The 25,838-nt window shown below is 67.4% G+C and carries 20 protein-coding genes and 2 riboswitches; of the genes, 13 read left to right on the top strand and 7 right to left on the bottom strand.

Annotated features, from left to right (window positions below):
* Positions 1-4 precede the first annotated feature (4 nt).
* Positions 5-2,251 carry a TonB-dependent siderophore receptor gene (locus FO470_RS12655; RefSeq protein WP_144343340.1) on the bottom strand — a complete coding sequence of 749 codons (2,247 nt, stop codon included), beginning with the start codon at positions 2,249-2,251 and terminating at the stop codon, positions 5-7.
* Between the two features lie 207 nt (positions 2,252-2,458).
* On the opposite strand from FO470_RS12655, the gene FO470_RS12650 reads away from it, so the two are divergent.
* On the top strand, positions 2,459-3,346 hold the full coding sequence (locus tag FO470_RS12650; RefSeq protein ID WP_244616645.1) for a helix-turn-helix domain-containing protein: 888 nt from the start codon (positions 2,459-2,461) through the stop codon (positions 3,344-3,346).
* Between the two features lie 15 nt (positions 3,347-3,361).
* Here FO470_RS12650 and FO470_RS12645 read toward each other — a convergent pair whose 3' ends face one another.
* Positions 3,362-4,324, bottom strand: coding sequence for a helix-turn-helix transcriptional regulator (locus tag FO470_RS12645; RefSeq protein WP_144343339.1), 963 nt, complete (start codon positions 4,322-4,324; stop codon positions 3,362-3,364).
* A 190-nt stretch (positions 4,325-4,514) separates the two neighbouring features.
* Between FO470_RS12645 and FO470_RS12640 the strand changes: the two genes are divergently transcribed.
* From FO470_RS12640 to FO470_RS12630, 3 genes are read left to right on the top strand one after another with little or no spacing between them, the layout of a single operon-like run.
* A complete protein-coding gene (locus FO470_RS12640) occupies positions 4,515-6,779 on the top strand; it encodes a TonB-dependent receptor (RefSeq protein WP_144343338.1) in 2,265 nt (754 codons plus the stop codon).
* Between the two features lie 3 nt (positions 6,780-6,782).
* Positions 6,783-7,181, top strand: a complete 399-nt coding sequence (locus tag FO470_RS12635) for a hypothetical protein (protein WP_144343337.1) — start codon at positions 6,783-6,785, stop codon at positions 7,179-7,181.
* The gene (locus FO470_RS12630; RefSeq protein WP_144343336.1) at positions 7,178-8,437 is read left to right on the top strand and encodes an MFS transporter; all 1,260 of its coding nucleotides are present in this window, start codon (positions 7,178-7,180) and stop codon (positions 8,435-8,437) included. Before FO470_RS12635 ends, FO470_RS12630 begins: the two co-directional genes overlap by 4 nt.
* 15 nt (positions 8,438-8,452) lie before the next feature.
* On the opposite strand, the gene FO470_RS12625 is transcribed toward FO470_RS12630, so the two are convergent.
* Positions 8,453-9,778: an NAD(P)/FAD-dependent oxidoreductase gene (locus FO470_RS12625; protein WP_144343335.1), complete on the bottom strand. Its 1,326-nt coding sequence runs from the start codon at positions 9,776-9,778 to the stop codon at positions 8,453-8,455.
* 154 nt (positions 9,779-9,932) lie between these two features.
* A riboswitch (cobalamin riboswitch) is annotated at positions 9,933-10,137 on the top strand.
* Positions 10,138-10,250: 113 nt separating this feature from the next.
* Here FO470_RS12625 and metE point away from each other — a divergent pair.
* The 3 genes from metE to zigA all read left to right on the top strand — a co-directional run bounded on the left by metE (position 10,251) and on the right by zigA (position 14,720).
* Positions 10,251-12,626, top strand: coding sequence for a 5-methyltetrahydropteroyltriglutamate--homocysteine S-methyltransferase (gene metE, locus FO470_RS12620; RefSeq protein ID WP_144343334.1), 2,376 nt, complete (start codon positions 10,251-10,253; stop codon positions 12,624-12,626).
* On the top strand, positions 12,623-13,378 hold the full coding sequence (locus FO470_RS12615) for an acyl-CoA thioesterase (RefSeq protein WP_144343333.1): 756 nt from the start codon (positions 12,623-12,625) through the stop codon (positions 13,376-13,378). The genes metE and FO470_RS12615 overlap by 4 nt, the downstream gene beginning before the upstream one ends.
* A 127-nt stretch (positions 13,379-13,505) precedes the next feature.
* Complete coding sequence (gene zigA / locus FO470_RS12610) at positions 13,506-14,720, top strand: zinc metallochaperone GTPase ZigA (protein ID WP_144343332.1); 1,215 nt, start codon at positions 13,506-13,508, stop codon at positions 14,718-14,720.
* A 58-nt stretch (positions 14,721-14,778) separates the two neighbouring features.
* Here the strand turns inward: zigA and FO470_RS12605 are convergent, their stop codons facing one another.
* Positions 14,779-15,900 carry a ribonucleotide-diphosphate reductase subunit beta gene (locus tag FO470_RS12605; RefSeq protein ID WP_144343331.1) on the bottom strand — a complete coding sequence of 374 codons (1,122 nt, stop codon included), beginning with the start codon at positions 15,898-15,900 and terminating at the stop codon, positions 14,779-14,781.
* A gap of 128 nt (positions 15,901-16,028) precedes the next feature.
* Complete coding sequence (locus tag FO470_RS12600; protein WP_144343330.1) at positions 16,029-18,896, bottom strand: ribonucleoside-diphosphate reductase subunit alpha; 2,868 nt, start codon at positions 18,894-18,896, stop codon at positions 16,029-16,031.
* A 114-nt stretch (positions 18,897-19,010) separates the two neighbouring features.
* Positions 19,011-19,210: riboswitch (cobalamin riboswitch) on the bottom strand.
* Positions 19,211-19,342: 132 nt separating this feature from the next.
* Here FO470_RS12600 and FO470_RS12595 point away from each other — a divergent pair.
* Genes FO470_RS12595 through FO470_RS12580 form a run of 4 tightly spaced genes read left to right on the top strand, consistent with a single transcriptional unit; the run spans position 19,343 to position 22,867 of the window.
* Positions 19,343-20,266, top strand: coding sequence for a metal ABC transporter substrate-binding protein (locus FO470_RS12595; protein ID WP_144343329.1), 924 nt, complete (start codon positions 19,343-19,345; stop codon positions 20,264-20,266).
* Complete coding sequence (locus FO470_RS12590) at positions 20,263-21,168, top strand: manganese/iron ABC transporter ATP-binding protein (RefSeq protein WP_144343328.1); 906 nt, start codon at positions 20,263-20,265, stop codon at positions 21,166-21,168. The genes FO470_RS12595 and FO470_RS12590 overlap by 4 nt, the downstream gene beginning before the upstream one ends.
* A 35-nt stretch (positions 21,169-21,203) precedes the next feature.
* The gene (locus tag FO470_RS12585; protein ID WP_272482975.1) at positions 21,204-22,025 is read left to right on the top strand and encodes a metal ABC transporter permease; all 822 of its coding nucleotides are present in this window, start codon (positions 21,204-21,206) and stop codon (positions 22,023-22,025) included.
* Complete coding sequence (locus tag FO470_RS12580) at positions 22,022-22,867, top strand: metal ABC transporter permease (RefSeq protein ID WP_144343327.1); 846 nt, start codon at positions 22,022-22,024, stop codon at positions 22,865-22,867. Before FO470_RS12585 ends, FO470_RS12580 begins: the two co-directional genes overlap by 4 nt.
* Before the next feature lie 114 nt (positions 22,868-22,981).
* Here FO470_RS12580 and FO470_RS12575 read toward each other — a convergent pair whose 3' ends face one another.
* Complete coding sequence (locus FO470_RS12575) at positions 22,982-24,028, bottom strand: NAD(P)-dependent alcohol dehydrogenase (protein WP_144343326.1); 1,047 nt, start codon at positions 24,026-24,028, stop codon at positions 22,982-22,984.
* Positions 24,029-24,193: 165 nt separating this feature from the next.
* Between FO470_RS12575 and FO470_RS12570 the strand changes: the two genes are divergently transcribed.
* Positions 24,194-25,087, top strand: coding sequence for a LysR family transcriptional regulator (locus FO470_RS12570; RefSeq protein ID WP_144343325.1), 894 nt, complete (start codon positions 24,194-24,196; stop codon positions 25,085-25,087).
* A 93-nt stretch (positions 25,088-25,180) separates the two neighbouring features.
* Entirely contained in the window at positions 25,181-25,432 is a 252-nt protein-coding gene (locus FO470_RS12565) for a GlsB/YeaQ/YmgE family stress response membrane protein (protein ID WP_144343324.1), read from the top strand.
* A gap of 66 nt (positions 25,433-25,498) precedes the next feature.
* Here FO470_RS12565 and FO470_RS12560 read toward each other — a convergent pair whose 3' ends face one another.
* Entirely contained in the window at positions 25,499-25,786 is a 288-nt protein-coding gene (locus tag FO470_RS12560) for a hypothetical protein (protein WP_144343323.1), read from the bottom strand.
* Positions 25,787-25,838 lie beyond the last annotated feature (52 nt).

Raw genomic sequence — 25,838 nt, 5'->3', positions numbered from 1 at the left:
AGTCTCACCACTTGTAGTGTGCCGACAGGGTGATGGTGCGGCTGTCGCCGTAGCCGCAGCCGGAAATGCCCTGGCAGCCCGACACATAGACCTCGTCGAAGATGTTGTTGACGTTGAGCGCCACGCCCCACGTCTCCTGATCGTAGCGGATGGCCGCATCGAACAGCGTGACCGAGGGGACCTTCAGCGTGTTCTCGTCGTCCACCCAGGACGAGCCGACATAGCGCACGCCGCCGCCGATGCTCACGCCCTTCAGCGGGCCCTGGTCGAACTTGTAGTCCGCCCAGGCGGAGGCCATCACGTTGGGCACCAGCATCGGCTCGTTGCCGATGATCAGCGGGTTGGTGTCGTTGGTGATTTCCATGTCCATCACTGTCAGTGTGCCGATCAGGCGGAAATTCCTCGTCACGTTGGCCTTGGCCTCCAGCTCGAAGCCGGTGGAGCGCACCTCGCCGAGCTGGGTGTCGAAGAAGATGTTGTCGACGTCGGGAACGGTGACGTTCTGCCGGGTGATCTGGAACACCGAGGCGGTGATCAGCGCGTCCATGAAGGTCGGCTGGTATTTGATGCCCGCTTCGTACTGGTAGCCCTCCTCCGGCTTGAAGCCGGTGTTGTCGGCATCGACGCCCACCACCGGATTGAAGAAGCTGGAGACCGCAGCATAGGGCGTCAGGCCGTTGGCGAACTCGTAGGCGAGGCCGGCACGGCCGGTGAAGGCGCCGTCATGCGTCTTGTAGTTCGGCGAGAAGGCCAGCGTGGCGGGGCTTTCCGACTCGGTATTCACGTAGTCGTAGCGCCCGTTCAAGGTGACGATCCAGCCGCCGCCGAAACGCATCTGGTCCTGCACATAGCCGCCGAGCTGCTGCTGGGTGAGGATCTGGTCGAGATAGATCGCGCTCGGGCCCTGCGGCACGCCGTAGATCGGGTCCGTGGCGCTGATCGGCGTCGCCCCGCCGGAGGACTGCTCGTTGTCGAGGCGGTAGAGCGTGTAGTCGACGCCGAACAGGAAGTCGTGCTCTACCGCGCCGGTGGCGAACTCGCGGCGGAAATGGTTGTCGGTGGCGAAGCTGTTGACGCCGCTGATGCCCTCGAAGCCGATGCGGTAGAGCAGGTTGTTGGGCGTCAGCGGCTGCGCGTTGCCGCCGTAGCCGGTGGCGGGGTTGTAGTAGCCGTAGGGGTAAGGGCCGATCTCGCGCTTGTTGAGATGGCCGTAGCGCGCGCTCGAATTGAAGATCCAGTCGTTCTCGAACTCGTGCTTGAACTCGTAGCCGACGAGGAGCTGCGTGTAGCGGCTGTTGTCGAGCCCCGGCTCGCCGAAATAGGCGTCGCGGCTGATCTTGCCGAAGGAGGCGTTCTGCACCGTGCCGTAATAGGGCAGGAAGCCGCCGCCGACATTGACCTGATCGAGCGCGGCGATCTGCGCGTACACGTTCAGCTCGGTCTGCTGCGAGGGCCGGTAGGTGATCTGCGGCATGAACACGCCGCGGAAATCGTGGCTGTAGTCGGTGTGCTGGTCGCCGCCGGCGATGCGACCGGTGAGGCGATAGAGCCAGACCGGATCGGACGACGCCGGCGCCTTGGTCGCGGCCCCCTCGCCCAGCGGATTCACGGCGCCGAAGGTGTCGTTGATGTCGAAGGCGAAGTAGCCGTTGCCGAAATTGTTGATGCCGGTCTCGACATAGCCGAAACGCTCGTCGCGCGGGCGCTTGCTGACGAGATTGACCAGGCCGCCGGGGCTCGACCCGCCGTAGAGCACCGAGGCCGGGCCCTTCAGCACCTCGATGCGCTCCAGCAGGAAGGGATCGATCTGGAAGCCGCCGAAGCCGTAGCTGTAAAGCGACAGGTTATCGAGGAAGATGCCGGTCTGGGTGGCGTTGAAGCCGCGGATGTAGAACCAGTCGGTGTCCGGATCCGGCCCGCCATAGGGCGAAGAGTGCACGCCGGCGGTGTAGCGCAGCGCCTCGTCCACCTTGAGCGCCTTGCGGTCGTCGATCTCGTCGCGGCCGATCACCGAGACCGACTGCGGGATGGCGACGATGGGCACGTCCGTCTTCATGCCGGACGTCGTCTGCGTGGCGACATAGCCGTTCACCGGCCCTGTGCCGTTCTGCTGCCCCTCCACCGAAATGGTGTCGAGCTCGACCGCGGTTTCGCCGGAGGACGACGCCTGCTGGGCCATGGCCGCGCCCCACAAGGGCAGCGTCGCCATAGTGCTGCTCAGCAGCAGGAGCTTGAAGGACTTCCCATACATTGCAAACGTTCCAAATAAACCTGCAAATGACGCGCAGCTCGGAAACATTCAAAAGAGGTATATCCTTCGATGTTCGCCAGATGCGTTTGGCATCTCGTAACAATCAATGCTTCCAGATGATTGTCCGTCTCTGTCACATCTTGTACGTTTTTGGTTTGTTTGTGACACGATCGATCAGGCATTCCAGTCGGGAGAGCGAGGAAAGCGATGTCCGCAGCGTTCATCCCCAACATGACCTCACGGCGTGAGGGCATCTCCGTGCTCACCGACGGCCACCGCCGCTCGTGGAACGGTGTGCTGGTCGAGCTGTGGGAAGCGGAAGGCGCGGTCGGCGCGCGGGCGGAATACATCTCCGAGCATCCCCGCCTCTTCGTGCTGCTGGACCAGACGGGCGGCGAATTCGAGCTGCTGCTCTCCCCCGGCCACGCGCAGGTACCCAAGCGCCACGCGCCGCGCCAGATCAGCTTCATCCCGGCCGGCATGCCGCTCTGGTCGCGCTTCACCAGCACGACCTATCTGCGCCACCTCGACCTGCATTTCGACGCCGAGGCGCTGCGCACGCGGCTCGCCGACGAGGTCTCCCGCGAGGCGTTCGAGACGCCCCGGCTGATGTTCACCGACGACCGGCTTATGACCTTCGCCAACATGATCGCGGCGGAATGCCAGACGCCCCTCGCCTTCCACGAACTGTACGGCGACAGCCTGACCACCGCGTTCTTCATCGATTTCCTGCGATCCAGCCCGCGCGCCGGGCGCAAGCGCTCTGCCCTCGCCTCCTGGCAACTGCGCCGCGTGATCGACTACATCGACGCCCATTGCGCGGACGCGATTCGGCTGGAGGAGCTGGCGCAGCTCGTCGGCCTGTCCTCCAGCTATTTCAGCCATGCGTTCAAGGCCGCCACCGGCGTGCCGCCGCACCAGTGGCAGACCGATGCGCGCCTCAAGCGGGCGCAGCGGCTGCTGCTCGACACCGGCATGTCGCTGACCGAGGTCGCCGTCGCCACCGGCTTCTGCGACCAGGCGCATTTCACCCGGGTGTTCCGGCAGAATCTCGGCGCGCCCCCGGCGGCCTGGCGCCGCGACCGGCGCGGCTGACCGCGCGGCGGGTGGTCAGGGGCGATCGGCATCGGGCGTCGCGCCGGATGCGCGTGCCACCTGCGAGGGCGGGACGCCGAAGCGGCGCCGGAACGAGCGGATGAAATAGGAGAGATCGCCGAAGCCGGCGTCGAAAGCGATGGCGCCGATCGCGCCACGGCCCACGCCGCGCAGGGCCGCATGGGCCGCATCCAGCCGCCGCTCCAGCAGATAGCGGGTGAAGGTGGTGCCCTCCCCGGCGAACAGCTTCTGCACATAGCGCGACGTCACGCCCTGGCTCTGCGCGACCGTCTCGACCGACAGGTCGCGACGCATGAACTCGCGCTCAACCTGCTCCTTCACCGCGGCCAGGCGGACCGCCGGGCTCAACGCCGCGTCGACCGGCTCGTCGAGGCCGAACAGCGTGCCGGCAAGATCGCGCAGATGATTGCCGGCAAGCCGGGCATGGCGCTCGGTGTCGAGGGGGATCATCCCCTGCAGCAGCGCGCCGGCATAGTGGGTGAGCAGCACCAGCCGGTTGTCGGTGGCAAGGGCGGGCTGCAGCAGGCTCGGTGCCAGCGCCGGCCGCCGCGCCACCGCCGGGGCCGCGATGCGCAGGAAATCGAAGCGCTCCGCGCCGGTGGCGTCGATCTCGAAGGGCTGCCCGAGCGAGATCAGCGTGGCGTCGCGCTCGACCACCACCGCCTCGCGCCCGCCCTGCCGCACCCGGATCGCGCCGCCGACCGGCCGGGCGAGGACGACGTCGCCGCCGGTCGCCCCCTCGCCGAGACGCAGATGGGCGCGCAGCTCGATGCAGGTGGTGATCAGCGCGCCCGGCAGGGCGCAATGCACCATACGCACCGGCCTGCGCGGCCGCAGCGGAAAGTCGATCGCGACGTCGCCGATCAGCCGCGCGAAAGCCTCGGCCACCACCTCCGCGCGCCGGCGGGGAGGCACGCCCTCGGTCGTGAACCAGACCGGCTCATAACGCTCGCTCATTATGGAATATTTCTAAGATGTTGCCCTAGCGCGACAGATCGATCTTAAGTCACCGAGTTCGCTTTAGTCCATATTTCGTTTCGCGTCCGCCCAAGCAAATCGTATACGACAGTATCTAGAAGAGCGATACACGCAACTCGGCGCAATTGCCTTTCGGGCATGAGCTGCCTTATCAGAATTGTTCAAAGATATGATCGCTCTCTCGCGCGGATTGCTTCTGGCTTCGTTCAGTCTTCTCTCGCTCGTAGCGGCGGCGCCGGCGCTCGCCCAGACGGCACCGGAACAGACCCAGGAATCCGCCGGCGGCGAGACCATCGACCTCGATACCGTCACCGTGACGGCGACCCGCGCCGACCGCCCGATCAGCGACGTGCCGCAGACGGTGCGGGTCATCGAGCGCAACGAGATCGAGCAGCAGCTCCAGCTCACCAACAATCCCGCGGCGGTGCTCGCCAAGCTGGTCCCCGGCTACAGCGTGTCCACGCAGACGATCTCCGGCGCCTCGGAGACGTTCCGCGGCCGCGAGCTGCTGGTGATGATCGACGGCGTGCCGATGAACATCCCGCTGCGCAACGTCTCGCGGCTGCTGGCGCTCATCGACCTCAACTCGGTCGAGCGTATCGAGGTGGTGGCGGGCGCCGCCAGCACCTACGGCGCCGGGGCCACCGGCGGCACGGTCAACTTCATCACCAAGCGCCCGACGGACGGCGCGCCGACCGTCTCGATCAACACGGCGCTGCGCGCCTTCACCGCCAAGCCGGGCGAGTCGCTGGCGCCGGAAATCTCCGGCACCGTCTCCGGCCGCGCGCCGGGCGGCTTCGACTACCTCGTCACCGCCACCGGCGCCTTCGCCAACAACACCTATGACGGCAACGGCCGCCTGCTGCCCTCCGACGGCATGCTCGGCCAGGGCGGCGGCGACAATTACGGACGCGGCAACTTCCTCGGGAAGATCGGCTACGACTTCGATGCCAGCAAGCGCATCGAGGCGCAGGCGAACTGGATCTACCTGAACCAGGACCCGCAGTGGATGACCGACTATTCGGGCCCCTTCGCCGCGCCCGACATCGGCAATCCCTATAGCGGCGAGAGCGTTCTGGAGGACACCAAGTCCTTCTCGCTGCGCTACACCGACAGCGCCTTCGCACTCGGCGACCTGAGCATGCTCGCCTACTACAACGACATTCGAAAGCGCTTCAATTACAGCGAGTTCGACATAAACAACAACTTCATGGTCTATTACTCGGGCAATCTCGGCAGCCCGACTTCGCCCTACAACCAGACGGCCCTCTACTCCGAGCGCGCCGGCTTCAACCTGACCGTCGACACGCCGCTTCCCATTCTCGACGGCGCGAAGCTGACCTGGGGCACCGACATCGTCCACGACGACACCTGGCAGACGCTGACCAACGGCGAGGACGTGTTCACCCCGCTCAACCAGATGACCTATGCCGGCTTCGCGCAGCTCCAGCTCCCCATCGGCAAACGGCTCGTGGTGCGCGGCGGCATGCGCTACGAATATCTCGACGTGGAGGTGAACGACTTCACCCGGCCGGCCGCTTTCCTCGGCTTTCCGGGGCTGGGCTATGCGGTGCTGCCGGAACTCGCCGTCACCGGCGGCAACTACGACTACTCCGCCGCCACCTTCAACATCGGCGCCACCTACAAGCTGACCGACACGATCGACATCTATGGCGGCTTCAGCCAGGGCTTCGCGCTGCCGGACATCGGCGCCTTCACCCGCCGCGCCGGCGCGCAGGGCACCTCGCAGATCCTCACCTATGGCTGCTATCTCGGCGCCCGGCTGCGCCCGATCCCCTACACCTGCCCCAAGCAGATGAGCGTGAGCTTCGACGACCTCGGCATCGAGGCGCAGATCGTCAACAACTACGAGATCGGCGTGCGCGGCAGCCTCGGCCGCTTCCGGGGCAGCCTCGCCGGCTATTACTCGACCTCGGACGAGGGCGTGAACTTCGTCGCCTCCACCAACACCATCGGCCAGTCGAAGGAGATCACCTACGGCGTCGAGTTCACCGGCGAATACGAGGTCACCAGCAATCTGGCGCTCGGCACCAACCTCGCCTGGCGCGAGGGCGAGTGGGACTCGGACGGCGACGGCACGATCGACGCGTGGCTTCCCAACAACCGCATCGCCACGCCGTTCCGCGGCACCGTGTACGGGAACTACCGCTTCGACACAGGGACGGTGGTCCGTCTCGAAGTGGAGTTCTGGAGCGGGCGCGACCGCTTCGACGGCACCGAGACCTTCGAGATCGACGGCGGCGCCACGCTGAACGCTGCCCTCGCCCATCCCTTCGCCGGCGGCACGCTCTATGTCTCGGTCGACAACCTGCTCGACGAGACCTATGCGAACCCCTCGGCGAGCGCCACCCGCAGCTACGACGTCTATGGCTGGGGCCGCACCGTCACGGTCGGCTTCTCGAAGACCTTCTGACCGATGGTCTCGCTCGACATAGAGGCGGGGGACCTCGCCGTGCTCCGCTTCCACCAGCCCTACGCCGCCGACGACGAGCGTGCCTATCTCGCCGCGCTGGAGCGACTGGCGCTGATGGCGCACCCCTTCGTGCTGCTGGCGATCTTCGGCGGCGGCCCCGCCCTGTCGCGCGAGGGCGAGAAGGGGCAGGCTCTGTGGTTCAAGCGCACCCGCGCACAGATGGAGGAGCGCTGCCGCGCCTGCGCGATGGTACGGCCGGGCGCCACCGAGGAGAGCGCGGTGATGTTCCGCCGGCTGTGGTCGTTCCCTTTCCTCGCCTCGCCGGATGAAGCGACGGCGCGGGATTTCGTGGAGCGGCACCGGCCCTCACGCACGACGCAGCCGGAGACACATGCCCTATGAGCGGGGAACTCGCAGAGGCCCGCCCCCTGCCCGGCGAGGCCGGGACGCCGCCCATCGGCCGGCTGCGCCTGTTCATCGTGCTGGCGGGGCTCTATCTCGCCCAGTCGATCCCCAGCTACCTGCTGGTGGCCGCCATCCCGCCGATCATGCGCGAACAGGGCGTCTCGCGCACCGCCATCGGGCTGCTGTCGGTGCTGATGCTGCCGCTGGTGCTGAAATTCCTCTGGGCCTCCCGGGTCGACCGGCTGCGCCCAATCGCCCGCGCCCATCGTGCCGGCTGGATCCTCATCACCCAGACCGGCACGGTGTTCGCCATCGGGCTGCTCGCCTTCATCGAGCCGACGGACACGGGCGCGTTCCTCGCCATCGGCTTCGTCATCTCGCTGCTGGTCTCGACGCAGGACATCGCCACGGACGGCTACGCCACCCGCCAGCTCGCGGTGCGCGACCGGCCCTTCGGCAATGCCATACAGGGCGGCGCGGTGGCCTTCGGCGTCGTCATCGGCGGCACCCTCAGCCTCGTCATCTACCATCACCTCGGCTGGCGGCCGATGATCTGGACCATGTCCGCGCTCTCGCTGCTCCCCCTCGCCGCCGCCTTCGCCATGCGGGAGAGCGACGATGCCGCGCCGGGAGAGCCGCGGCCGCGCCCGTCGCTCAAGGCGTTCTGGGCCCGGCCGGAGGCGCGCGAGATCCTGATCGTCGCGCTGGTCTACCGGGCGAGCGAGGGCTTCGTGAAGGCGATGGAGGGCCCCTATCTCGTCGACCGCGGCGTGCCGCTCGACATCGTCGGCTATCTCTCGGGCGGCGCGGCTGCGACTGCCGGGCTCGTCGGCTCCGGCCTCGCGGCGGTGCTGTTGCTGCGCCTGGGGACCCCGGGCGTGCTCACGCTGCTGGGCGGGCTGCGCACGGTGTGCTTCGCCCTGTTCGCGCTCCACGCCTTCGATCTGGTGACCGGCTGGCCGACCCTGTTCGGAGCCGCCGCCTTCCAGACGCTGATCCGCTACATGGAGATCGTCGCGCTCTACAGCCTGTTCATGGCGGTGGCGTCGAAGGACCAACCGGGTACCGACTTCACCGTGCTCGCCTGCGCCCAGCTGGTGGTCTACCTCGTCGGGTCGAGCCTCGCCGGCATCATCGCCGACCGCATCGGTTACGGCGCGCTGTTCGCCCTGTCGGCGGCACTCTCGCTGGCCGCCGTCCTGTTCACGCGCCACCAGCTCGACGCCGGGCAGGTGGCGCGTCCCGCCTCCTGAGCCGACGACGACGCCTCAGAGCTCCGTCCCCTCGCTCGCCCTTGCCGGCATGGAAGCCGCGGGCTTCGGCGATGCGCTCCCCTGCGTGATCAGGCGCGAGCTGCGCTGGTCGCGCGTATGAATCCATAGCCAGCTCAGGGCAACGCTCAGACGGTTGCGGACGCCGATCAGGAAGTAGATGTGGGCGAGACCCCATATCCACCATGCGAGGGCGCCGCGGAGTTTGATCCGCCCGAAGTCGATCACCGCCAGCCGCTTGCCGATGGTGGCGAGGCTGCCGGCATGCTGGTAGCGGAACGGCGAGCTCCCGGACTGCCCGGCAAGCCGGGCGCGGATGGTCTGCGCGACATGCCCGCCCTGCTGCTTCGCCGCCGGGGCGATGCCGGGAACGGGCGAACCGTCGGGCGCGACGACGGCGGCGGTATCACCGATGACGAAGATCTCCGGGTTGCCCGGCGCCGTGAGGTCCGCCTCCACCTGCACGCGCCCGGCCCGGTCGGCGGCGACGCCGAGCCACTCCGCCGCCGGGGAAGCCTGAACGCCGGCGGCCCAGATGATGGTGGCAGCGGGCACGGTCTTTCCGCCATAAACGACGCCGTTCGCCGTGCATTCGGTGACGGGGCTGCCCAGCTCGACCTCGACGCCGAGCTTTTCGAGCGAACGCTGGGCATAGGTGGACAGGTCCTCCGTAAAGGCCGCCAGCACGCGCGGGCCGCCCTCGATGAGCACGACGCGCGCCTCCCGTGTGTCGATGCTGCGGAACTCGTCCACGAGTGTCATGTGCGCCAGCTCGGCGATGGTCCCCGCCAGTTCGACCCCGGTGGGGCCGGCGCCGATGATGACGAAGGTCAGCAGGGCCTTGCGGCGGGCCGGATCGGCCTCGCGCTCGGCGCGCTCGAACGCCAGCAGGATGCGCCGCCGGATGGTGGTGGCGTCCTCCAGCGTCTTCAGGCCCGGCGCGAAGGACTCCCAGGCGTCATGGCCGAAATAGGCGTGGCGCGCGCCGGTCGCGATAACCAGCGTGTCGTAGGACAGGAAGGAACCGTCATCGAGCAGCACCCGGCGCGCCTGCTTGTCCACGCCCGCGACCGTCGCCAGCAGGGTCGTGACCTCGCGGCGGCGGCGCAGGAGGTGACGGATCGGCCAGGCGATCTCCGAGGTCGCGAGCGAGGCCGTCGCCACCTGATAGAGCAGTGGCTGGAACAGATGATGGTTGCGCCGGTCGATCAGGGTGATGCGCAGCGGCGCGCCCGCCAGCCGGTGGACCGCCTCGAGCCCGCCGAAGCCTGCACCGACGACAACGAGGTGATGGCGGCTGTCCTCAGCGTGCGTCGCCGACATGGCAGGCTCCTTTCCGACTCCAGGTACCGTGGCCGAACGCCGGCCACGTTCGACCCGCCGGCGTCAAACGACAAGATCGACCGCGACGGATGGTTTCGATATGCGGACATAAAGATGTCCTTATATCATTCATTGACATCCGGCCGCCGCCGGCTCATCTTCGCAGCGTCGTGGTTCTCCGGCCCCAACCGGAGCCAAGAGGGAAGCCGGTGCGCCTTCGGGCAAGGCCGGCGCTGCCCCCGCAACTGTAAGCGGCGAGCCGACGTCCATTTCGCGTCACTGAGGCATCCTGCCTCGGGAAGGCCGGACGAAGGCGACGACCCGCGAGCCAGGAGACCTGCCACGGCACCATAATCGTCCCTGGGCGGGGTGTCCCGGTGGTGCGTTCGCGCGTCCGCCGGCTCATAGCGCCGTCCCGCACGCGCCTATGCGTCCGCTCGGCCTTTGCCCCCATTTTTCATGGGGTTAGCCGATGAACTTCCCATACTCGTCCGGCACGGTGCCGGTTTCCACCCTCGGCACGCCGCGGATCGGTCCACGCCGTGAACTCAAGGCCGCGCTCGAAGACTACTGGGCGGGCCGGAGCGACGCGCAGACGCTGCTCGACTCCGCCGCGCGCCTGCGCGCCGCTAACTGGGCGCGGCAGAAGGCGCTCGGCGTGACCAACATCCCGTCGAACGACTTCTCGCTCTACGACCACGTGCTCGACACCGCCGTGATGGTCGGTGCCATCCCCAATGCCTATGGCTGGTCCGGCGGACCGGTTTCGCTCGATACCTATTTCGCCATGGCACGCGGCAGCCAGGGCGACGCCGGGGCCTGCGCGCACGGGCATGACCATGGCCAGGAGCACGGTCACGGGCACGGGGTGCCGGCGCTGGAAATGACCAAGTGGTTCGACACCAACTACCACTACATGGTGCCGGAATTCTCCGCCGGGCAGCGCTTCACCCTCGCCTCCACCAAGCCGGTCGACGAGTATCGCGAGGCGAAGGCCCTCGGCTACCCGACGCGGCCGGTGCTGCTCGGCCCCGTCACCTTCCTCAAGCTCGGCAAGGCGAAGGATCCCGGCCTCGACCCGCTGAGCCTGCTCGGCGACCTGCTGCCGGTCTATGTCGAGGTGCTGCGCCGGCTGGCCGCCTCCGGGGCGGAATGGGTGCAGATGGACGAGCCCTGCCTCGTGCTCGACCTCGACGAGCCGACGCGCGCCGCCCTGCGCGAGGCTTACGGCTTCTTCGCCCACGCGCTGCCGAGGCTGAAGATCATGCTCACCGCCTATTTCGGCGAGCTGGGCGACAATCTCGACACGGCGCTGGCGCTTCCGGTCGCCGGGCTGCACCTCGATCTCGCCCGCACGCCGGAGCAGTTGCGACCCGTGTCGGAAAAGGCGCGGGCCGGGCTGGTGCTCTCCCTCGGCGTCATCGATGGACGCAACGTCTGGCGCGCCGACCTGCCGAAGCTGCTCGACGTGCTGGAGCCGGTGGTGCGCCGGCGCGGCACCGATCATGTGGAGATCGCCCCCTCCTGCTCGCTGCTGCACGTCCCCATTGACCTCGAACGCGAGACCGAGCTCGACCCGGACGTGAAGAGCTGGCTCGCCTTCGCTGTGCAGAAGATGGACGAGCTGACCACCCTCGCCACCGCGCTGGCGGGCGGGCGCGAGGTGGTGCTTGGCAAGCTCATGGCGTCGGGCGCGGCCGCCGATGCGCGCCGGGCCTCGGCCAAGGTGCACAGCTCCGCCGTGGCGGCTCGCCTCGCCGCGGTGACGCCCGACATGACTCAGCGCCAGAGCCCCTTCCCCGCGCGGGCGGAGGCGCAGCACCACCGGCTCCGCCTGCCGCCGTTCCCGACCACGACGATCGGCTCCTTCCCGCAGACGGCCGAGGTGCGCAAGGCGCGCGCCGCGCACGGCAAGGGCGAACTGGGCGACGCCGCCTACGAGGCCTTCCTCAAGCAGGAGACAGCGGCGGCGATCCGCTGGCAGGACGAGATCGGCCTCGACGTGCTCGTTCACGGCGAGTTCGAGCGCAACGACATGGTGCAGTATTTCGGCGAGCAGCTCTCGGGCTTTGCCTTCACCCGGCACGGCTGGGTGCAGAGCTACGGCTCGCGCTATGTGCGCCCCCCCATCCTGTTCGGCGACGTGGCGCGGCCGGCGCCGATGACGGTGGAATGGTGGAAGTTCGCCCAGTCGGTCACGCACAAGCCGATGAAGGGCATGCTCACCGGGCCGGTCACGATCCTCAACTGGTCCTTCGTGCGCGACGACGTTCCGCGCAGCCTTGCCTGCCGGCAGATCGCCCTCGCCATTCGCGACGAGGTGGCGGACCTGGAGAAGGCCGGCGCCGCGATGATCCAGATCGACGAGGCGGCGATCCGCGAGGGGCTGCCGCTGCGCCGCGCCGACTGGGACGCCTATCTCGGCTGGGCGGTCGAGAGCTTCCGCCTCTGCGCCTCCGGCGTCGCCGACGCGACGCAGATCCACACCCACATGTGCTACTCGGAGTTCAACGACATCATCGCCGCCATCGCCGCGATGGACGCGGACGTCATCTCCATCGAGACCTCGCGCTCGAAGATGGAGCTGCTCGAGGCGTTCGTGAGCTACCGCTACCCGAACGAGATCGGGCCGGGCGTGTACGACATCCACTCCCCGCGCGTGCCGAGCGTGGAGGAGATGGAGGAACTCCTCGTCCGGGCGACGCAGCGCCTGCGGCCGGAACAGGTCTGGGTCAATCCCGACTGCGGCCTGAAGACCCGCAAATGGGAGGAAGTGCGCCCGGCACTGGTCAACATGGTGGGAGCCGCACGGCGCCTGCGCCCCGGCGCGGCGCGGGCGGCGGAATGACCGGACGCGCGAGCCCGGGAGAGACGCGTCTCGTCGACATCGTCTTCCCGGGCGCCACCAACCATCACGGCACGCTGTTCGGCGGCGCCGCGCTCGCGCATATGGACCGGGTCGCCTTCATCGCGGCGACCCGGCACGCGCGCGCCGATTTCGTCACCGCCTCCTGCGAGCGGATCGATTTCGTCGCGCCGGCACGGCTCGGCGAGATCGTCGAGCTGACCGGGAGGGTGGCACGGGTCGGGCGGCGCTCGCTCGGCGTCGAGGTCGAGCTCGTCGCCGAGGCGCCGCTGACCGGCGAGCGGCGGCGCTGCACGCGCGGGACCTTCAACATGGTCGCGGTCGGTACGCCCGCGCCCATGCCGCCACCGCCCCCACCGGCGCCGGAAGAACCCGGCGTGCTGCGCATGGCCGATCTGGTCATGCCCGAGCAGACCAGCCACTACGGTAGCCTCCATGGCGGCAGCGCCCTCGCGACGATGGGCAAGGCGGCCTTCGTGGTGGCGACGCGCCACGCCCGCCGGGCGGTGGTGATGGCTTCCTCCCGGCGTGTCGACTTCCGCCACGAGATCACACCCGGCGACGTGGCCGAGGTCGAGGCCCGGCTCGCCAGCACCGGCCGCAGCTCGATGACGGTGGCCGTCCGCCTGTGGTCCGAAAGCCTCGCGACCGGCGAGCGCCATCTCTGCGGCACCGGCGAATTCGTCATGGTGGCGGTGGATGCCGACCACCGGCCGGTCGCCGTCGCGTCCTGACGAAACGCGGCATTATGACGGCTGGCGGGGTCACTCTCCGGTGTCCCCGCCAGCTTCCCAAGCTTGATCGATCTCCCCTCCTGTGCAAATGATATAATATATCAATATGCAAGTGGAGCGCGCATAAATGTCTGACTCTCGCCTTCCGGTAACGGTGCTTTCCGGCTTCCTCGGCGCGGGCAAGACCACCCTGCTGAACCATGTCCTCGCCAATCGAGAGGGCCTGCGCGTCGCGGTCATCGTCAACGACATGTCCGAGGTGAACATCGACGCCGAACTCGTGCGCTCGGGCGGCGCCAACCTTTCGCTCACGCAGGAGAAGCTGGTCGAAATGACCAATGGCTGCATCTGCTGCACCCTGCGCGACGATCTGCTGGCCGAAGTGCGCCGCCTCGCCGGCGAGGGCCGCTTCGACTATCTGCTGATCGAATCCACCGGCATCGCCGAGCCTCTGCCCGTCGCCGCGACCTTCGAGTTCCGCGACGAGGAAGGCTTCTCCCTCTCCGACGTCTCCCGGCTCGACACGATGGTGACGGTGGTCGACGCGGCGAACCTGCTGCGGGACTTCGGCAGCCGCGACTTCCTGCGCGACCGCGGCGAGACGGCAGGCGAGGATGACGAGCGCACGCTGGTCGACCTGCTCACCGACCAGATCGAGTTCGCCGACGTCATCGTGCTCAACAAGGTGTCGGACGTCGCGCCCGCCCGCCGCAGCGAGGTGCGGGCGGTGGTGAAGGCGCTCAACCCCGACGCGCTCATCATCGAGACCGACCAGGCGAATGTCCCGCTGAGGGACATCCTCGGCACCGGGCGCTTCGATTTCGAGCAGGCGCACGAGCACCCGACCTGGTTCAAGGAGCTGAACGGCTTCCGCGACCATGTGCCGGAGACCGAGGAATATGGCGTCTCCAGCTTCGTCTACCGCGCCCGCCGGCCCTTCCACCCGGAGAAGTTCAACGCCTTCCTCGCCCGCACATGGCCGGGTCTGGTGCGGGCCAAGGGGCTGTTCTGGCTGGCGACGCGCCCGCGCCGGGTGGGCGAGATGTCGCTGGCCGGCGCCATCTGCCGCACCGGCTCGATCGGCCAGTGGTGGGCGGCCATTCCCACCGAGCACTGGCCGACCCAGCCCGACTGGCGGAGCTGGCTGCGCGCGCACTGGACGCCGGGCTATGGCGACCGGCGGCAGGAACTCGTCTTCATCGGCGTGAACATGGACGAGGCGGCGATCCGCGCCGCGCTGGACGAGTGCCTCGTCGGCCCGCTGAGGCCGACGCTGTTCGATCCCGAAACGCTGAAGCACCTGCCGGATCCGTTTCCCTCCTGGGAGCGCGTTCCGGCGTGAACCGAAGCCGGCGGCGCGCACGGAGCGCCGCCGGCGATCCTCGAAAGCGCAGCCCCGCTCAGTCCCAGGCTAGCGCGCCGCCGTTCTGGTACTCGATGACGCGCGTCTCGAAGAAGTTCTTCTCCTTCTTCAGGTCCATCGCCTCGCTCATCCACGGGAACGGGTTGTCCGCCTCCGCGAAGACCGGCGCGAGACCGAGCTGGGCGCAGCGGCGATTGGCGATGAAGTGCATGTACTCCTCGCACAGAGCCGCGTTCAGCCCGAGGAAGCCGCGCGGCATGGTATCCCGGCCATAGGCGGCCTCCAGCTCGGCGGCGTCCTTCAGCATGCCGCGCACCTCGTCCTGGAAGTCCTTCGTCCAGAGATGCGGATTCTCGGCCTTGATCTGGTTGATCACGTCGATGCCGAAGTTGAGGTGGATGCTCTCGTCGCGCAGGATGTACTGGTACTGCTCGGCGATGCCGACCATCTTGTTGCGCCGGCCGAGCGAGAGGATCTGCGCGAAGCCGGTGTAGAACCACATACCCTCGAACACGACGTAGAAGGCGACGAGGTCGCGCAGGAATTGCTGGTCGGCCTCGGGCGTGCCCGTGTGGAAGGCCGGGTCGTCGAGGCTCTGCGTGTGCCTGAGCGCCCAGGCCGCCTTGTCGGTGATCGAGGGCACCTCGCGGTACATGTTGAACAATTCGCCCTCATCGAGGCCGAGGCTTTCGACGATGTACTGGAAGGTGTGCGTGTGCACCGCCTCCTCGAAGGCCTGCCGCAGGAGATATTGCCGGCATTCCGGATTGGTGAGGTGGCGGTAGATCGCCAGCACGATGTTGTTGGCCACCAAGCTTTCCGAGGCGGCGAAGAAGCCGAGATTGCGCTTGAGCATGCGCCGCTCGTCCTCTGTCAGCCCGTCTTTCGACTTCCACAGAGCGATGTCGGCCTGCATGGAGACTTCGGTCGGCATCCAGTGATTGTTGCAGCCGGAGAGGTATTTCTCCCACGCCCATTTGTATTTGAGCGGAAGGAGCTGGTTCACGTCGGCGCGGGCGCTGATCATCCGCTTCTCGTCGACGGTCACGCGGGCCGCACCGCGCTCGATGGCGCCAAGGCCGGTGGCGTCACCGGCTGGCGGCGCGAAGGCGGGGTGGATGGGTGCGGCAGCGGATGTGGTATCGGACCAGTCGAGCATGGAATGAATTCCTCAAGAGTGCCGTCATGGCCGGGCTTGGCCCGGCCATCCACGACTTCTGTTGCGCTGGAAGGGCGTGGATGCCCGGCCCAAGGCCGGGCATGACGTCGTGATGAAACGGGAGCGGCCTACTGGCAGGCTTCGCATTCGGGATCGTCGATCGAGCACGCCTTGCCGAGGACGATTTCCGGCACGGCGATGGGAGCGGCGGCGAGCACGGCGGAGACCGCGTTCAGCTTGCCGTCCGTGCCCTTCAGCGTCGATTTCTCGACATGAGTGGCCGAGCGCGAGCGCAGGTAATAGGTCGTCTTCAGCCCGCGCTTCCATGCGAGGCGATAGGTCTCGTCGAGCTTGCGGCCCGAGGGATTGGCGACGTAGAGATTCAGCGACTGCGCCTGATCGATCCATTTCTGCCGGCGCGACGCCGCTTCGATCAGCCAGGCGGCATCGATCTCGAAGGCGGTGGCATAAAGCGCCTTGAGGTCGTCCGGGATGCAGTCGATCTGGCCAACGCTGCCGTCATAATATTTGAGATCGGAGACCATCACCTCGTCCCACAGGCCGCGGGCCTTCAGGTCGCGCACCAGCGCGGCGTTCACCACCGTGAAGTCGCCGGACATGTTCGATTTGACGAAGAGATTCTGGTAGGCGGGCTCGATCGACTGCGACACACCGCAGATGTTGGAGATGGTGGCGGTGGGCGCGATGGCCATGCAGTTGGAGTTGCGCATGCCGGCGGTCTTCACCCGCGTGCGCAGGCTCTCCCAGTCGAGCGTCGCAGAGCGGTCGAACTCCGCGCCGCCGCGCGCCTGCGCCAGCAGTTCCACGCTGTCGATGGGCAGCACGCCCTGCGACCAGAGGGAGCCCTCGAAGCCCGGATAGCGCCCCCGCTCGGCGGCGAGGTCGACTGAAGCCGTGATGGCGTGGAAGCTCACCGCCTCCATGCTCTCGTCGGCGAAACGCACCGCGTCGTCGGAGGCGTAGGGGATGCGCAGCATCTGCAACGCGTCCTGAAAGCCCATGATGCCGAGGCCGACCGGCCGGTGCTTCAGGTTCGAGCGGCGGGCCTCGGGGATGGTGTAGAAATTGATGTCGATGACGTTGTCGAGCATGCGCATCGCCGTCGCGACCGTGCGGGCGAGGCGTGCATGGTCGAGGCCGTCCCTGGTGACGTGGGCCAGCAGGTTGACCGAGCCGAGATTGCACACCGCTACTTCGTCGTTCGACGTGTTCAGGGTGATCTCGGTGCACAGGTTGGATGAATGCACCACGCCGGCATGCCGCTGCGGCGAGCGGATGTTGCAGGGGTCCTTAAACGTCACCCACGGATGGCCGGTCTCGAACAGCATGGTCAGCATGCGCCGCCACAGATCGAGCGCGCGCACGGTGCGGAACACCTTCATGCCGCCCTGCGCCGCCTTCGCCTCATAGGCTTCGTAGGCGTCCCGGAAGGCCGGGCCGTAGAGGTCGTGCAGCTCCGGCGTCTCGTCGGGCGAGAACAGCGTCCACGGCCCGTCCGCCTCGACCCGCTGCATGAACAGGTCCGGCACCCAGTTGGCGGTGTTCATGTCATGGGTGCGGCGACGGTCGTCGCCGGTGTTCTTGCGCAGATCGAGGAACTCCTCGATGTCGATGTGCCAGGTCTCGAGATAGGCGCAGACGGCACCCTTGCGCTTGCCGCCCTGATTGACGGCGATGGCGGTGTCGTTGGCGACCTTGAGGAACGGCACCACGCCCTGGCTCTCGCCGTTGGTGCCCTTGATATGGGCCCCGAGCCCGCGCACGCGGGTCCAGTCATTGCCGAGCCCGCCGGAATATTTGGCCAGCAGGGCGTTGTCCTTGATCGACTTGAAGATGCCGTCGAGATCATCCGGCACGGTGGTGAGGAAGCAGGAGGAGAGCTGCGGGCGCAGCGTGCCGGCATTGAACAGAGTCGGCGTCGAGGCCATGAAATCGAAGGAGGACAGCAGGCGATAGAACTCGATCGCCCGCGCCTCCCGGTCGACCTCGCGTAGAGCCAGCCCCATGGCGACGCGCATGAAGAAGGCCTGCGGCAGCTCGAAACGGGTGCCGCGCGCGTGCAGGAAATAGCGGTCGTAGAGGGTCTGCAGGCCGAGATAGTCGAACTGGAGATCGCGCTCGGGCAGCAGCGCGGCGGCGATCCGTTCCAGATCGAAGCGGCCGAGTTCCGGGTCGATGAGCTCTTCCTCGATGCCGCGAGCGACATAGGCGCGGAAATAGTCCGCGTAGCGCTCCGCCATTTCCGCCTGCGTCGCCTGCTCGGGCCGGCCGGCGAGGAAAGTGAGCGCCTCGCGGCGCAGCTTGTCGCCCAGGAGGCGGGCGGAGACCTTGGCGTAGTTCGGCTCGGTCTCGATCAGCGTACGGGCGGCGAGGATGGGCGCCAGCGCCAGCTCGTCGGCGCTGATGCCGTCATAGAGGTTGCGACGGGTCTCCGAGAGGATCGCCTCGGCGGACACGTCGGCGAGCCCGGCGACGGCCTCGCCCACGACCGTCGCGAGCCGGACCTCGTCGAGCGGCACCCGCATCCCCTCGTCCGTCGTCATGTGCAAGGCCGGTGCTGTGCCGGGCACCACCGCCACGGCGCGCTCCCTCGCCCGCTCCTCGCGGTAGAGCACATAGGCGCGGGCGACCTTGTGGTGCTCGCCGCGCATCAGCGCCAGTTCGACCTGGTCCTGGACGTCCTCGACATGGAAGGTGCGGCCCGCGTCTGCCCGCCGCGTCAGGCCGGTGACGATCTGCTCCGTCAGCCCCGCCACGATGTCGTGCACGCGCCGCGAGGCGGCGGCATTCGTCCCCTCCACCGCGAGAAAGGCCTTGGTGAGCGCCACCGCGATCTTCGAGGCGTCGAAGGGCGTGACGGCGCCGTTGCGGCGGATCACCTGAAAGCCCGGCGTCGCTGTACCGGCGCCGGAGGCGGAGACGAGCGGTTCGGGAATCCGGGAGGACGGACGTTCGGCTTCGAGAGCGAGAGTCATCGGCTGCAAACCCCGTTGCATGGGGCAAGGGCCGAGCGGAAACGACATGGGCGGACGGGCGGAACAAGCCGGCGGCACGACCACAGCGTTCCACCGGGACACCCCGCCCGAGGACGTTTCATCTGGGTCGCGGCAGGTCTCCTGGCTCGCGGGTCGTCGCCTTCGTCCGGCCTTCCCGAGGCAGTTGCCTCAGTGACGCGACATGGGACGTCGGCTTGCCGCTTACAGTTGCGGGGGCAGCTCCGGTGTCACACCGGATTCCCTCTTAGCCTCCTCATCTTCCGACTCGAAGGACCGTGACGCCCATATGTAGGGGCTTACGCGACAGAATTGTCAATTGGTAGCGCACACGCGTAAAAAGCCTCAGATGCAATTAATTCGCAATTGCATACCGAGCGACGTTCGATAAGATGCTCTTGCAAGTCATTCGCAAGAAGGAGTGAGATATGCGCAGCAGGCGCGTGGTTCTGGCCGGCCTCGCGGCCATTGGTCTCTTGAGTGTGGGAGTTTCCGGCGCATTGGCGCAGGAGGCCGCAGGGCCGAAGTTCAAGGCCGTGACCACCTTCACTGTCATCGCCGACATGGCGCGCAACGTCGCCGGCGACGCCGCGGTGGTGGAATCGATCACCAAGCCCGGCGCGGAAATCCACAACTACGCACCGACGCCCGGCGACATCCAGCGCGCCCAGGGGGCGCAGCTCGTGCTGTGGAACGGACTCAATCTCGAACTGTGGTTCGAGCGCTTCTTCCAGAACCTGAAGGACGTGCCGAGCGTGGTGGTCTCGCAGGGGGTCGAGCCGATGGGCATCGCCGAGGGGCCCTACAAGGGCAAGCCCAATCCCCATGCCTGGATGTCGCCGAAGGACGCGCTGATCTACGTCGACAACATCCGCGACGCCTTCGTGAAGTACGACCCGGCGAACGCCGGCACCTACACGGCCAACGCCGATGCCTACAAGAAGCAGATCGAGGCTTCCGTGGCGCCGATCCGCGAGAAGCTCGCGTCCATTCCCGAGGACAAGCGCTGGCTCGTGTCCAGCGAGGGCGCCTTCTCCTATCTCGCCCGCGATTTCGGGCTGAAGGAGCTTTATCTCTGGCCGATCAACGCCGACCAGCAGGGCACGCCCCAGCAGGTGCGTAAGGTGATCGATGCCGTGCGCAAGAACGGCATCCCCACCGTGTTCAGCGAAAGCACCGTCTCCGACAAGCCCGCGCGTCAGGCCGCCCGCGAGGCAGGCGCCCATTATGGCGGCGTGCTCTACGTCGACTCGCTCAGCGAGCCGGACGGGCCGGTGCCGACCTATATCGACCTTCTGCGCGTGACCACCGGCACGGTGGAAAAGGGCCTTGCCGAGGGGCTTTCGCAATGAACGCGCCACTCGTCCGGTCCCGCGCCGCCGAAGGGCTCGCGGTGCGGGACGTCACCGTCACCTACCGCAACGGCCACACCGCGCTGCGCGACGCCAGCTTCGAGATCCCGACCGGCACCATCACGGCACTGGTCGGGGTGAACGGCTCGGGCAAATCGACCCTGTTCAAGGCGATCATGGGGTTCGTCCGCGTCGCGCGCGGCACGATCTCCATCCTCGGCCGCAGCGTCGACGCGGCGCTCAGGAGCAATCTCGTCGCCTATGTGCCGCAAGCCGAGGAGGTCGACTGGAACTTCCCCGTGCTGGTGGAGGACGTGGTGATGATGGGGCGCTACGGGCATATGGGCCTGTTGCGCATCCCGCGCGCCGCCGACCGGGCGGCGGTGGATACGGCGCTGGCCCGCGTCAACATGGGCGAGTTCCGCAAGCGGCAGATCGGGGAGCTTTCCGGCGGCCAGAAGAAGCGTGTGTTCCTCGCCCGCGCTCTGGCGCAGGACGCCAAGGTGATCCTGCTCGACGAGCCCTTCACCGGCGTCGACGTGAAGACCGAGGACGCCATCATCGCCCTGCTCAAGGCACTGCGCGCGGAGGGCCGTGTGATGCTGGTCTCCACCCACAATCTCGGCAGCGTGCCCGAATTCTGCGACCGCACCGTGCTGATCAAGGGCACGGTGCTGGCCTATGGACCCACCGCCGAGACCTTCACCGAGGCTAATCTGGAGCGCACCTTCGGCGGCGTGCTGCGCCATTTCGTGCTCGGCGGCGCCGGGCTGCACGACGATGACGACCGCCGCCAGCTCGCCGTGCTGACCGACGACGAACGCCCGCTCGTCTTCTATGGCGAGAAGGGCGCGATGCAGCCGAAAACCAGCGAGGAACAGGCCACGGAGGGAAAGCCGTGATCGACCTGCTCAGCGAGCCTTTCGGCTACGAATACATGCGCAACGCGATCTGGGTCTCGGCCCTCGTCGGCGCGGTGTGCGCCTTCCTCTCCTGCTACCTCATGCTCAAGGGCTGGTCGCTGATCGGCGATGCGCTCTCGCACGCCATCGTTCCCGGCGTGGCCGGCGCCTACATGCTCGGCCTGCCCTTCGCCATCGGCGCCTTCTTCTCCGGCGGCCTCGCGGCGGCGGCCATGCTCTTCCTCAACCAGCGCACGCGGCTGAAGGAGGACGCCATCATCGGGCTGATCTTCTCCTCCTTCTTCGGGCTCGGCCTGTTCATGGTCTCGCTGTCGCCGACCTCGGTGAACATCCAGACCATCGTGCTGGGCAACATCCTCGCCATCACGCCGGAGGACACGCTGCAACTCGTCCTTATCGGCGTCGTTTCGCTGGCGATCCTGCTGGCGAAGTGGAAGGACCTGATGGCCGTGTTCTTCGATGAAGCGCATGCGCGCTCGATCGGTCTCAACCCCACGGCGCTGAAGGTGTTGTTCTTCACCCTGCTGTCGGCCTGCACGGTCGCCGCGCTCCAGACCGTGGGCGCCTTCCTCGTCATCTGCCTCGTGGTGACGCCGGGCGCCACCGCCTATCTGCTCGCCGACCGCTTTCCGCGGCTGCTGGCCATCGCCGTAGCCATCGGCGCGGTGACGAGCGCGGTCGGGGCCTATGCGAGCTTCTTCCTCGACGGCGCCACCGGCGGCATCATCGTGGTGCTGCAGACGCTGATCTTCCTCACGGCCTTCGTCTTCGCCCCCAAGCACGGCATGCTGGCGGCGCGGCGGCGGGCGGCACAGGCACTGAAGGCGGGGCTGTGACCATGATCGACACGCTGCTCACGCCCTTCCAGTTCGAGTTCATGGTCAACGCGCTCGTCATCTCCGGCCTCGTGGCCGTTCCGATGGCGCTGCTGTCCTGCTTTCTCGTGCTCAAGGGCTGGTCGCTGATGGGCGACGCGGTCTCGCACGCCGTCTTCCCGGGCGTGGTCCTCGCCTATATCGTGGGGTTGCCCTACACGATCGGTGCCTTCGTCGCCGGCATGTTCTGCGCCGTGGCGACGGGCTTCCTGAAGGACAACAGCCGGATCAAGCAGGACACGGTCATGGGCATCGTGTTCTCCGGTATGTTCGGCGTCGGCCTCGTGCTCTACGTGAAGATCCAGTCGGAAGTGCACCTCGACCACATCCTGTTCGGCGACATGCTCGGCGTCTCCTGGCGCGACATCGCGGAGACCGCCGCCATCGCCGCCATCACCGCCGGCGTCCTCGCGGTGAAATGGAAGGACTTCCTGCTGCACGCCTTCGACCCCATACAGGCGAAGGTGGCTGGCCTGCGCGTCGGGTTGCTGCATTACGGGCTGCTCTGCCTGATCTCGCTGACCATCGTCGGCGCGCTGAAGGCGGTCGGCATCATCCTCGCCATCGCCATGCTGATCGCGCCGGGTGCCATCGCCTTCCTGCTGACACGACGTTTCGGCTCGATGCTGCTGGCGTCGCTGGCGATCGCCGTGGGGGGGTCGCTGCTCGGGGTCTATCTGTCGTTCTTCCTCGACAGTGCCCCTGCCCCGACCATCGTGCTGCTGATGAGCGTGCTCTTCGTCGGCGCTTTCATCCGAAGCCTGACGACCGCATCGCGTACCGAGGCGACGGGAGCGGCCTGAACATCCGCGCCAGGGGAAGGCTGCCGTCTCGTCTCCGCGGCCGGCGCCCCTCCCCGGCGGCCACGCCCGCGCGGCGCACGCGGGCGTGGCGTTCTCCACGGTGACGCTATCCGCTCACAGGGAGAGCGAAGCCATGTCGATCACGAAGCGATAGCGCACATCCGACCGCTCCATGCGCTCGAAGGCATGGTTGATCTCGTCCATGCGGATCATCTCGACATCCGGCAGGATGTTCTTGGCGGCGCAGAAGTCGAGCATCTCCTGCGTCTGCCGGATGCCGCCGATGGGCGAGCCGGCGATACGGCGGCGCCCCAGCACCATGGGCACCGTGTTCGGCTCGTCGACCGGGCCGAGCTGACCGACGATCACCAGCGTGCCGTCGACGTCGAGCAGCGGCATGTAGGGATTAAGGTCGTGTCGGACCGGAACGGTGTCGATGATGAGATCGAAGCCGTTCGCCGCCTTCGCCATCGCCTCCGGGTCGGTGGAGACCAGCAGCGCGTTGGCGCCCAGGGCGTGAGCGTCCTTCGCCTTGTCCGGCGTCCGGCTGAGCACCGTGACATGCGCACCCATGCCGGAGGCGAGCTTGACTGCCATATGGCCGAGGCCACCGAGGCCGATCACGCCGACCCGGCTGCCGGGGCCGACATTCCACGTGCGCAGCGGCGAATAGGTGGTGATGCCGGCGCAGAGCAGCGGCGCGGCGCGAGCGAGGTCCAGCCCGTCCGGCACGCGCAGGACGAACTCCTCGCGCACCACCAGATGCTTGGAATAGCCGCCAAGCGTGTGTTCCTTGGTGAAGCGGTCGAACCCGCCATAGGTGCCGGTCTGCCCCTCCCGGCAGAGCTGCTCCTCGCCCTTGCGGCACTGGTCGCAATGCTGGCAGCTGTCGACCATGCAGCCGACGGCGACGAAATCGCCGGCCTTGTAGCGGGTCACGTCCGTGCCGGTCTCGATGACGCGGCCAATGATCTCGTGGCCGGGAATGGCCGGAAAGACCGTCCAGCCCCAGTCATTCTTGGCCCAGTGCAGGTCGGAATGGCACACCCCGCAATAGAGGATCTCCATCACAACGTCGTTCGCACGCGGGGCGCGGCGTTCGAAGGAAAGGGGCGCGAGCGGCACGTCAGCCGAGGTGCAGGCAAAGCCGATGGTCTTCATGGATGCTTCCGTTGACGGTCGGTTCCGGGATGACGCGCACGAAGAGAAACGGGGCCGCGAACCGGGATTTCCGGGCGGCCCACGCGCGTCATTGTGAATTTATCGCCGGCGTCCGGCATGGTTTAGAGCCGGAATTCCGCATGTACCTATATTCTGAGCTCATGAATGAGACGCGACGAACTCGGTGACCTCAGTGCCTTCCTCGCCGTTGCCGAAGAGCGCAGCTTCACGCGCGCGGCGGCGCGGCTCGGAACCTCGCAGTCCTCGCTCAGCCATACCGTCCGCCGTCTTGAGGAGCGCATGGGGGTGCGGCTGCTCACCCGCACCACGCGCAACGTCGCGCCCACAGAGGCGGGCGAGCAGCTTCTCGACACGCTGCGCCCCGCCTTCAACGACATCGAGGAGCGGATCAACGCCATCGGCGCCCTGCGCCAGAGGCCGGCAGGCACGGTACGGCTGACCGCGAGCCCGCATCCGGCGGCCAGCATCGTCATGCCGGCCGCCTCGCGGCTGATGGCCGAGTATCCCGACGTCAAGATCGAGATCTCCGTCGATCTTCGCCTGACCGACATCGTCGCCGAGCGCTACGACGCCGGCATCCGCCTCGGCGAGCAGGTCGAGAAGGACATGGTGGCGGTGCGGATCGGGCCGGACCTGCGCATGGCGGTGGTCGGGTCGCCGGATTATTTCGCCCGCCACCCCAAGCCGAAGACGCCTCATGAGCTGACCCGACATTCCTGCATCAATCTGCGCCTTCCCACGCTCGGCGGCCTCTATGCGTGGGAGTTCGAGCGCAAGGGGCGCCCGCTGAACGTGCGGGTTGACGGCCAGTTCATCTGCAACGAGACGTCGATGATCATCGACGCGGCGCTGAACGGGCTGGGACTCACCTGCCTGCCCGAGGACCTGTTCGGCACGCTGGTCGCCGAAGGACGGCTGGTACGGGTGCTGGAGGACTGGTGCCCGCCTTTCCCTGGATACCACCTCTATTATCCGAGCCGGCGCCAGACCTCGCCGGCCTTCCGCCTGCTGGTCGAGGCCCTGCGCTACCGCGAGTGAGGCTCCCATGTGGGCTCGACGGGGAACCGGGAGGTAGCCCGCGGCGTTCTTCCGCCATCGCCATGTCTGGCGGGGCTTCTTGGGAGAGCGATTATGGAAGACGCACAAATCGGTTGGATCGCCGCGATCATCATCGGCGGTCTCGCGGGGTGGATCGCCTCGGGCATCATGAAGACCGGCACCGGAATCTTCATGAACATCGTTCTCGGCATCATCGGTGCCGCCGTGGCGAGCTTCATCTTCAGCTTCATCGGCGTCGGCTTCGGCGGCTGGTTGGGCTATCTCATCGCCGGCGTTCTCGGTGCCTGCATCCTCATCTGGCTCGTGCGGGTCATACGAAGCTAGAGGCGCTCCGCCGCCGCGCCCGCCGGTGCGGCGGCGTTTCCCCGATGCCTGCCCGTCCTCGATCCCTCAGAGCGGTGCACGCTCGCGCGTGCGCCCGACACCGGCGGCGATGGCCGCGTAATCGAGGCTCTGGCCATCGCGCTCCATCGCCAGACGCAGGAAGCGGATCGGAAAGCGGATCGCCTCCACATTGGCGCCGCTCATGCAGGAACCCCGCGTGGAGGCCCCCTTCTCGGCGCTCTTGAGCGCGGCGGTGATCTCGTCTCCGGTCAGAAGGCCCTTCGCCTTCAGCGCCTCGCATATCGCGGCGAGCGCCAGCAGCGTGCCTTCCATCTGCAGATTGGCGGTGTTCATCGGGACTCCTCCGGACGGTGCGGGAAGGTGATCTTCGGAACGCGGTCGAGCG

The sequence above is a fragment of the Ancylobacter moscoviensis genome, assembly GCF_007559435.1.
GTDB lineage: Bacteria > Pseudomonadota > Alphaproteobacteria > Rhizobiales > Xanthobacteraceae > Ancylobacter > Ancylobacter moscoviensis.
The sequence above is the reverse complement of the archived record's forward strand: the minus strand, read 5'-3'. Positions and strand labels throughout refer to the sequence as shown.

What these genes read in the sequence shown, in the direction of transcription:
- FO470_RS12590 (WP_144343328.1), top strand. Translation starts at nt 20,263, where the DNA reads ATGAACGCGCCACTCGTCCGGTCCCGCGCCGCCGAAGGGCTCGCGGTG.
- FO470_RS12655 (WP_144343340.1), bottom strand. Translation starts at nt 2,251, where the DNA reads ATGTATGGGAAGTCCTTCAAGCTCCTGCTGCTGAGCAGCACTATGGCG.
- FO470_RS12575 (WP_144343326.1), bottom strand. Translation starts at nt 24,028, where the DNA reads ATGAAGACCATCGGCTTTGCCTGCACCTCGGCTGACGTGCCGCTCGCG.
- FO470_RS12600 (WP_144343330.1), bottom strand. Translation starts at nt 18,896, where the DNA reads ATGACTCTCGCTCTCGAAGCCGAACGTCCGTCCTCCCGGATTCCCGAA.
- FO470_RS12630 (WP_144343336.1), top strand. Translation starts at nt 7,178, where the DNA reads ATGAGCGGGGAACTCGCAGAGGCCCGCCCCCTGCCCGGCGAGGCCGGG.
- FO470_RS12585 (WP_272482975.1), top strand. Translation starts at nt 21,204, where the DNA reads ATGCGCAACGCGATCTGGGTCTCGGCCCTCGTCGGCGCGGTGTGCGCC.
- FO470_RS12615 (WP_144343333.1), top strand. Translation starts at nt 12,623, where the DNA reads ATGACCGGACGCGCGAGCCCGGGAGAGACGCGTCTCGTCGACATCGTC.
- FO470_RS12570 (WP_144343325.1), top strand. Translation starts at nt 24,194, where the DNA reads ATGAGACGCGACGAACTCGGTGACCTCAGTGCCTTCCTCGCCGTTGCC.
- FO470_RS12635 (WP_144343337.1), top strand. Translation starts at nt 6,783, where the DNA reads ATGGTCTCGCTCGACATAGAGGCGGGGGACCTCGCCGTGCTCCGCTTC.
- FO470_RS12640 (WP_144343338.1), top strand. Translation starts at nt 4,515, where the DNA reads ATGATCGCTCTCTCGCGCGGATTGCTTCTGGCTTCGTTCAGTCTTCTC.
- zigA (WP_144343332.1), top strand. Translation starts at nt 13,506, where the DNA reads ATGTCTGACTCTCGCCTTCCGGTAACGGTGCTTTCCGGCTTCCTCGGC.
- FO470_RS12560 (WP_144343323.1), bottom strand. Translation starts at nt 25,786, where the DNA reads ATGAACACCGCCAATCTGCAGATGGAAGGCACGCTGCTGGCGCTCGCC.
- metE (WP_144343334.1), top strand. Translation starts at nt 10,251, where the DNA reads ATGAACTTCCCATACTCGTCCGGCACGGTGCCGGTTTCCACCCTCGGC.
- FO470_RS12565 (WP_144343324.1), top strand. Translation starts at nt 25,181, where the DNA reads ATGGAAGACGCACAAATCGGTTGGATCGCCGCGATCATCATCGGCGGT.
- FO470_RS12625 (WP_144343335.1), bottom strand. Translation starts at nt 9,778, where the DNA reads ATGTCGGCGACGCACGCTGAGGACAGCCGCCATCACCTCGTTGTCGTC.
- FO470_RS12605 (WP_144343331.1), bottom strand. Translation starts at nt 15,900, where the DNA reads ATGCTCGACTGGTCCGATACCACATCCGCTGCCGCACCCATCCACCCC.
- FO470_RS12595 (WP_144343329.1), top strand. Translation starts at nt 19,343, where the DNA reads ATGCGCAGCAGGCGCGTGGTTCTGGCCGGCCTCGCGGCCATTGGTCTC.
- FO470_RS12645 (WP_144343339.1), bottom strand. Translation starts at nt 4,324, where the DNA reads ATGAGCGAGCGTTATGAGCCGGTCTGGTTCACGACCGAGGGCGTGCCT.
- FO470_RS12650 (WP_244616645.1), top strand. Translation starts at nt 2,459, where the DNA reads ATGTCCGCAGCGTTCATCCCCAACATGACCTCACGGCGTGAGGGCATC.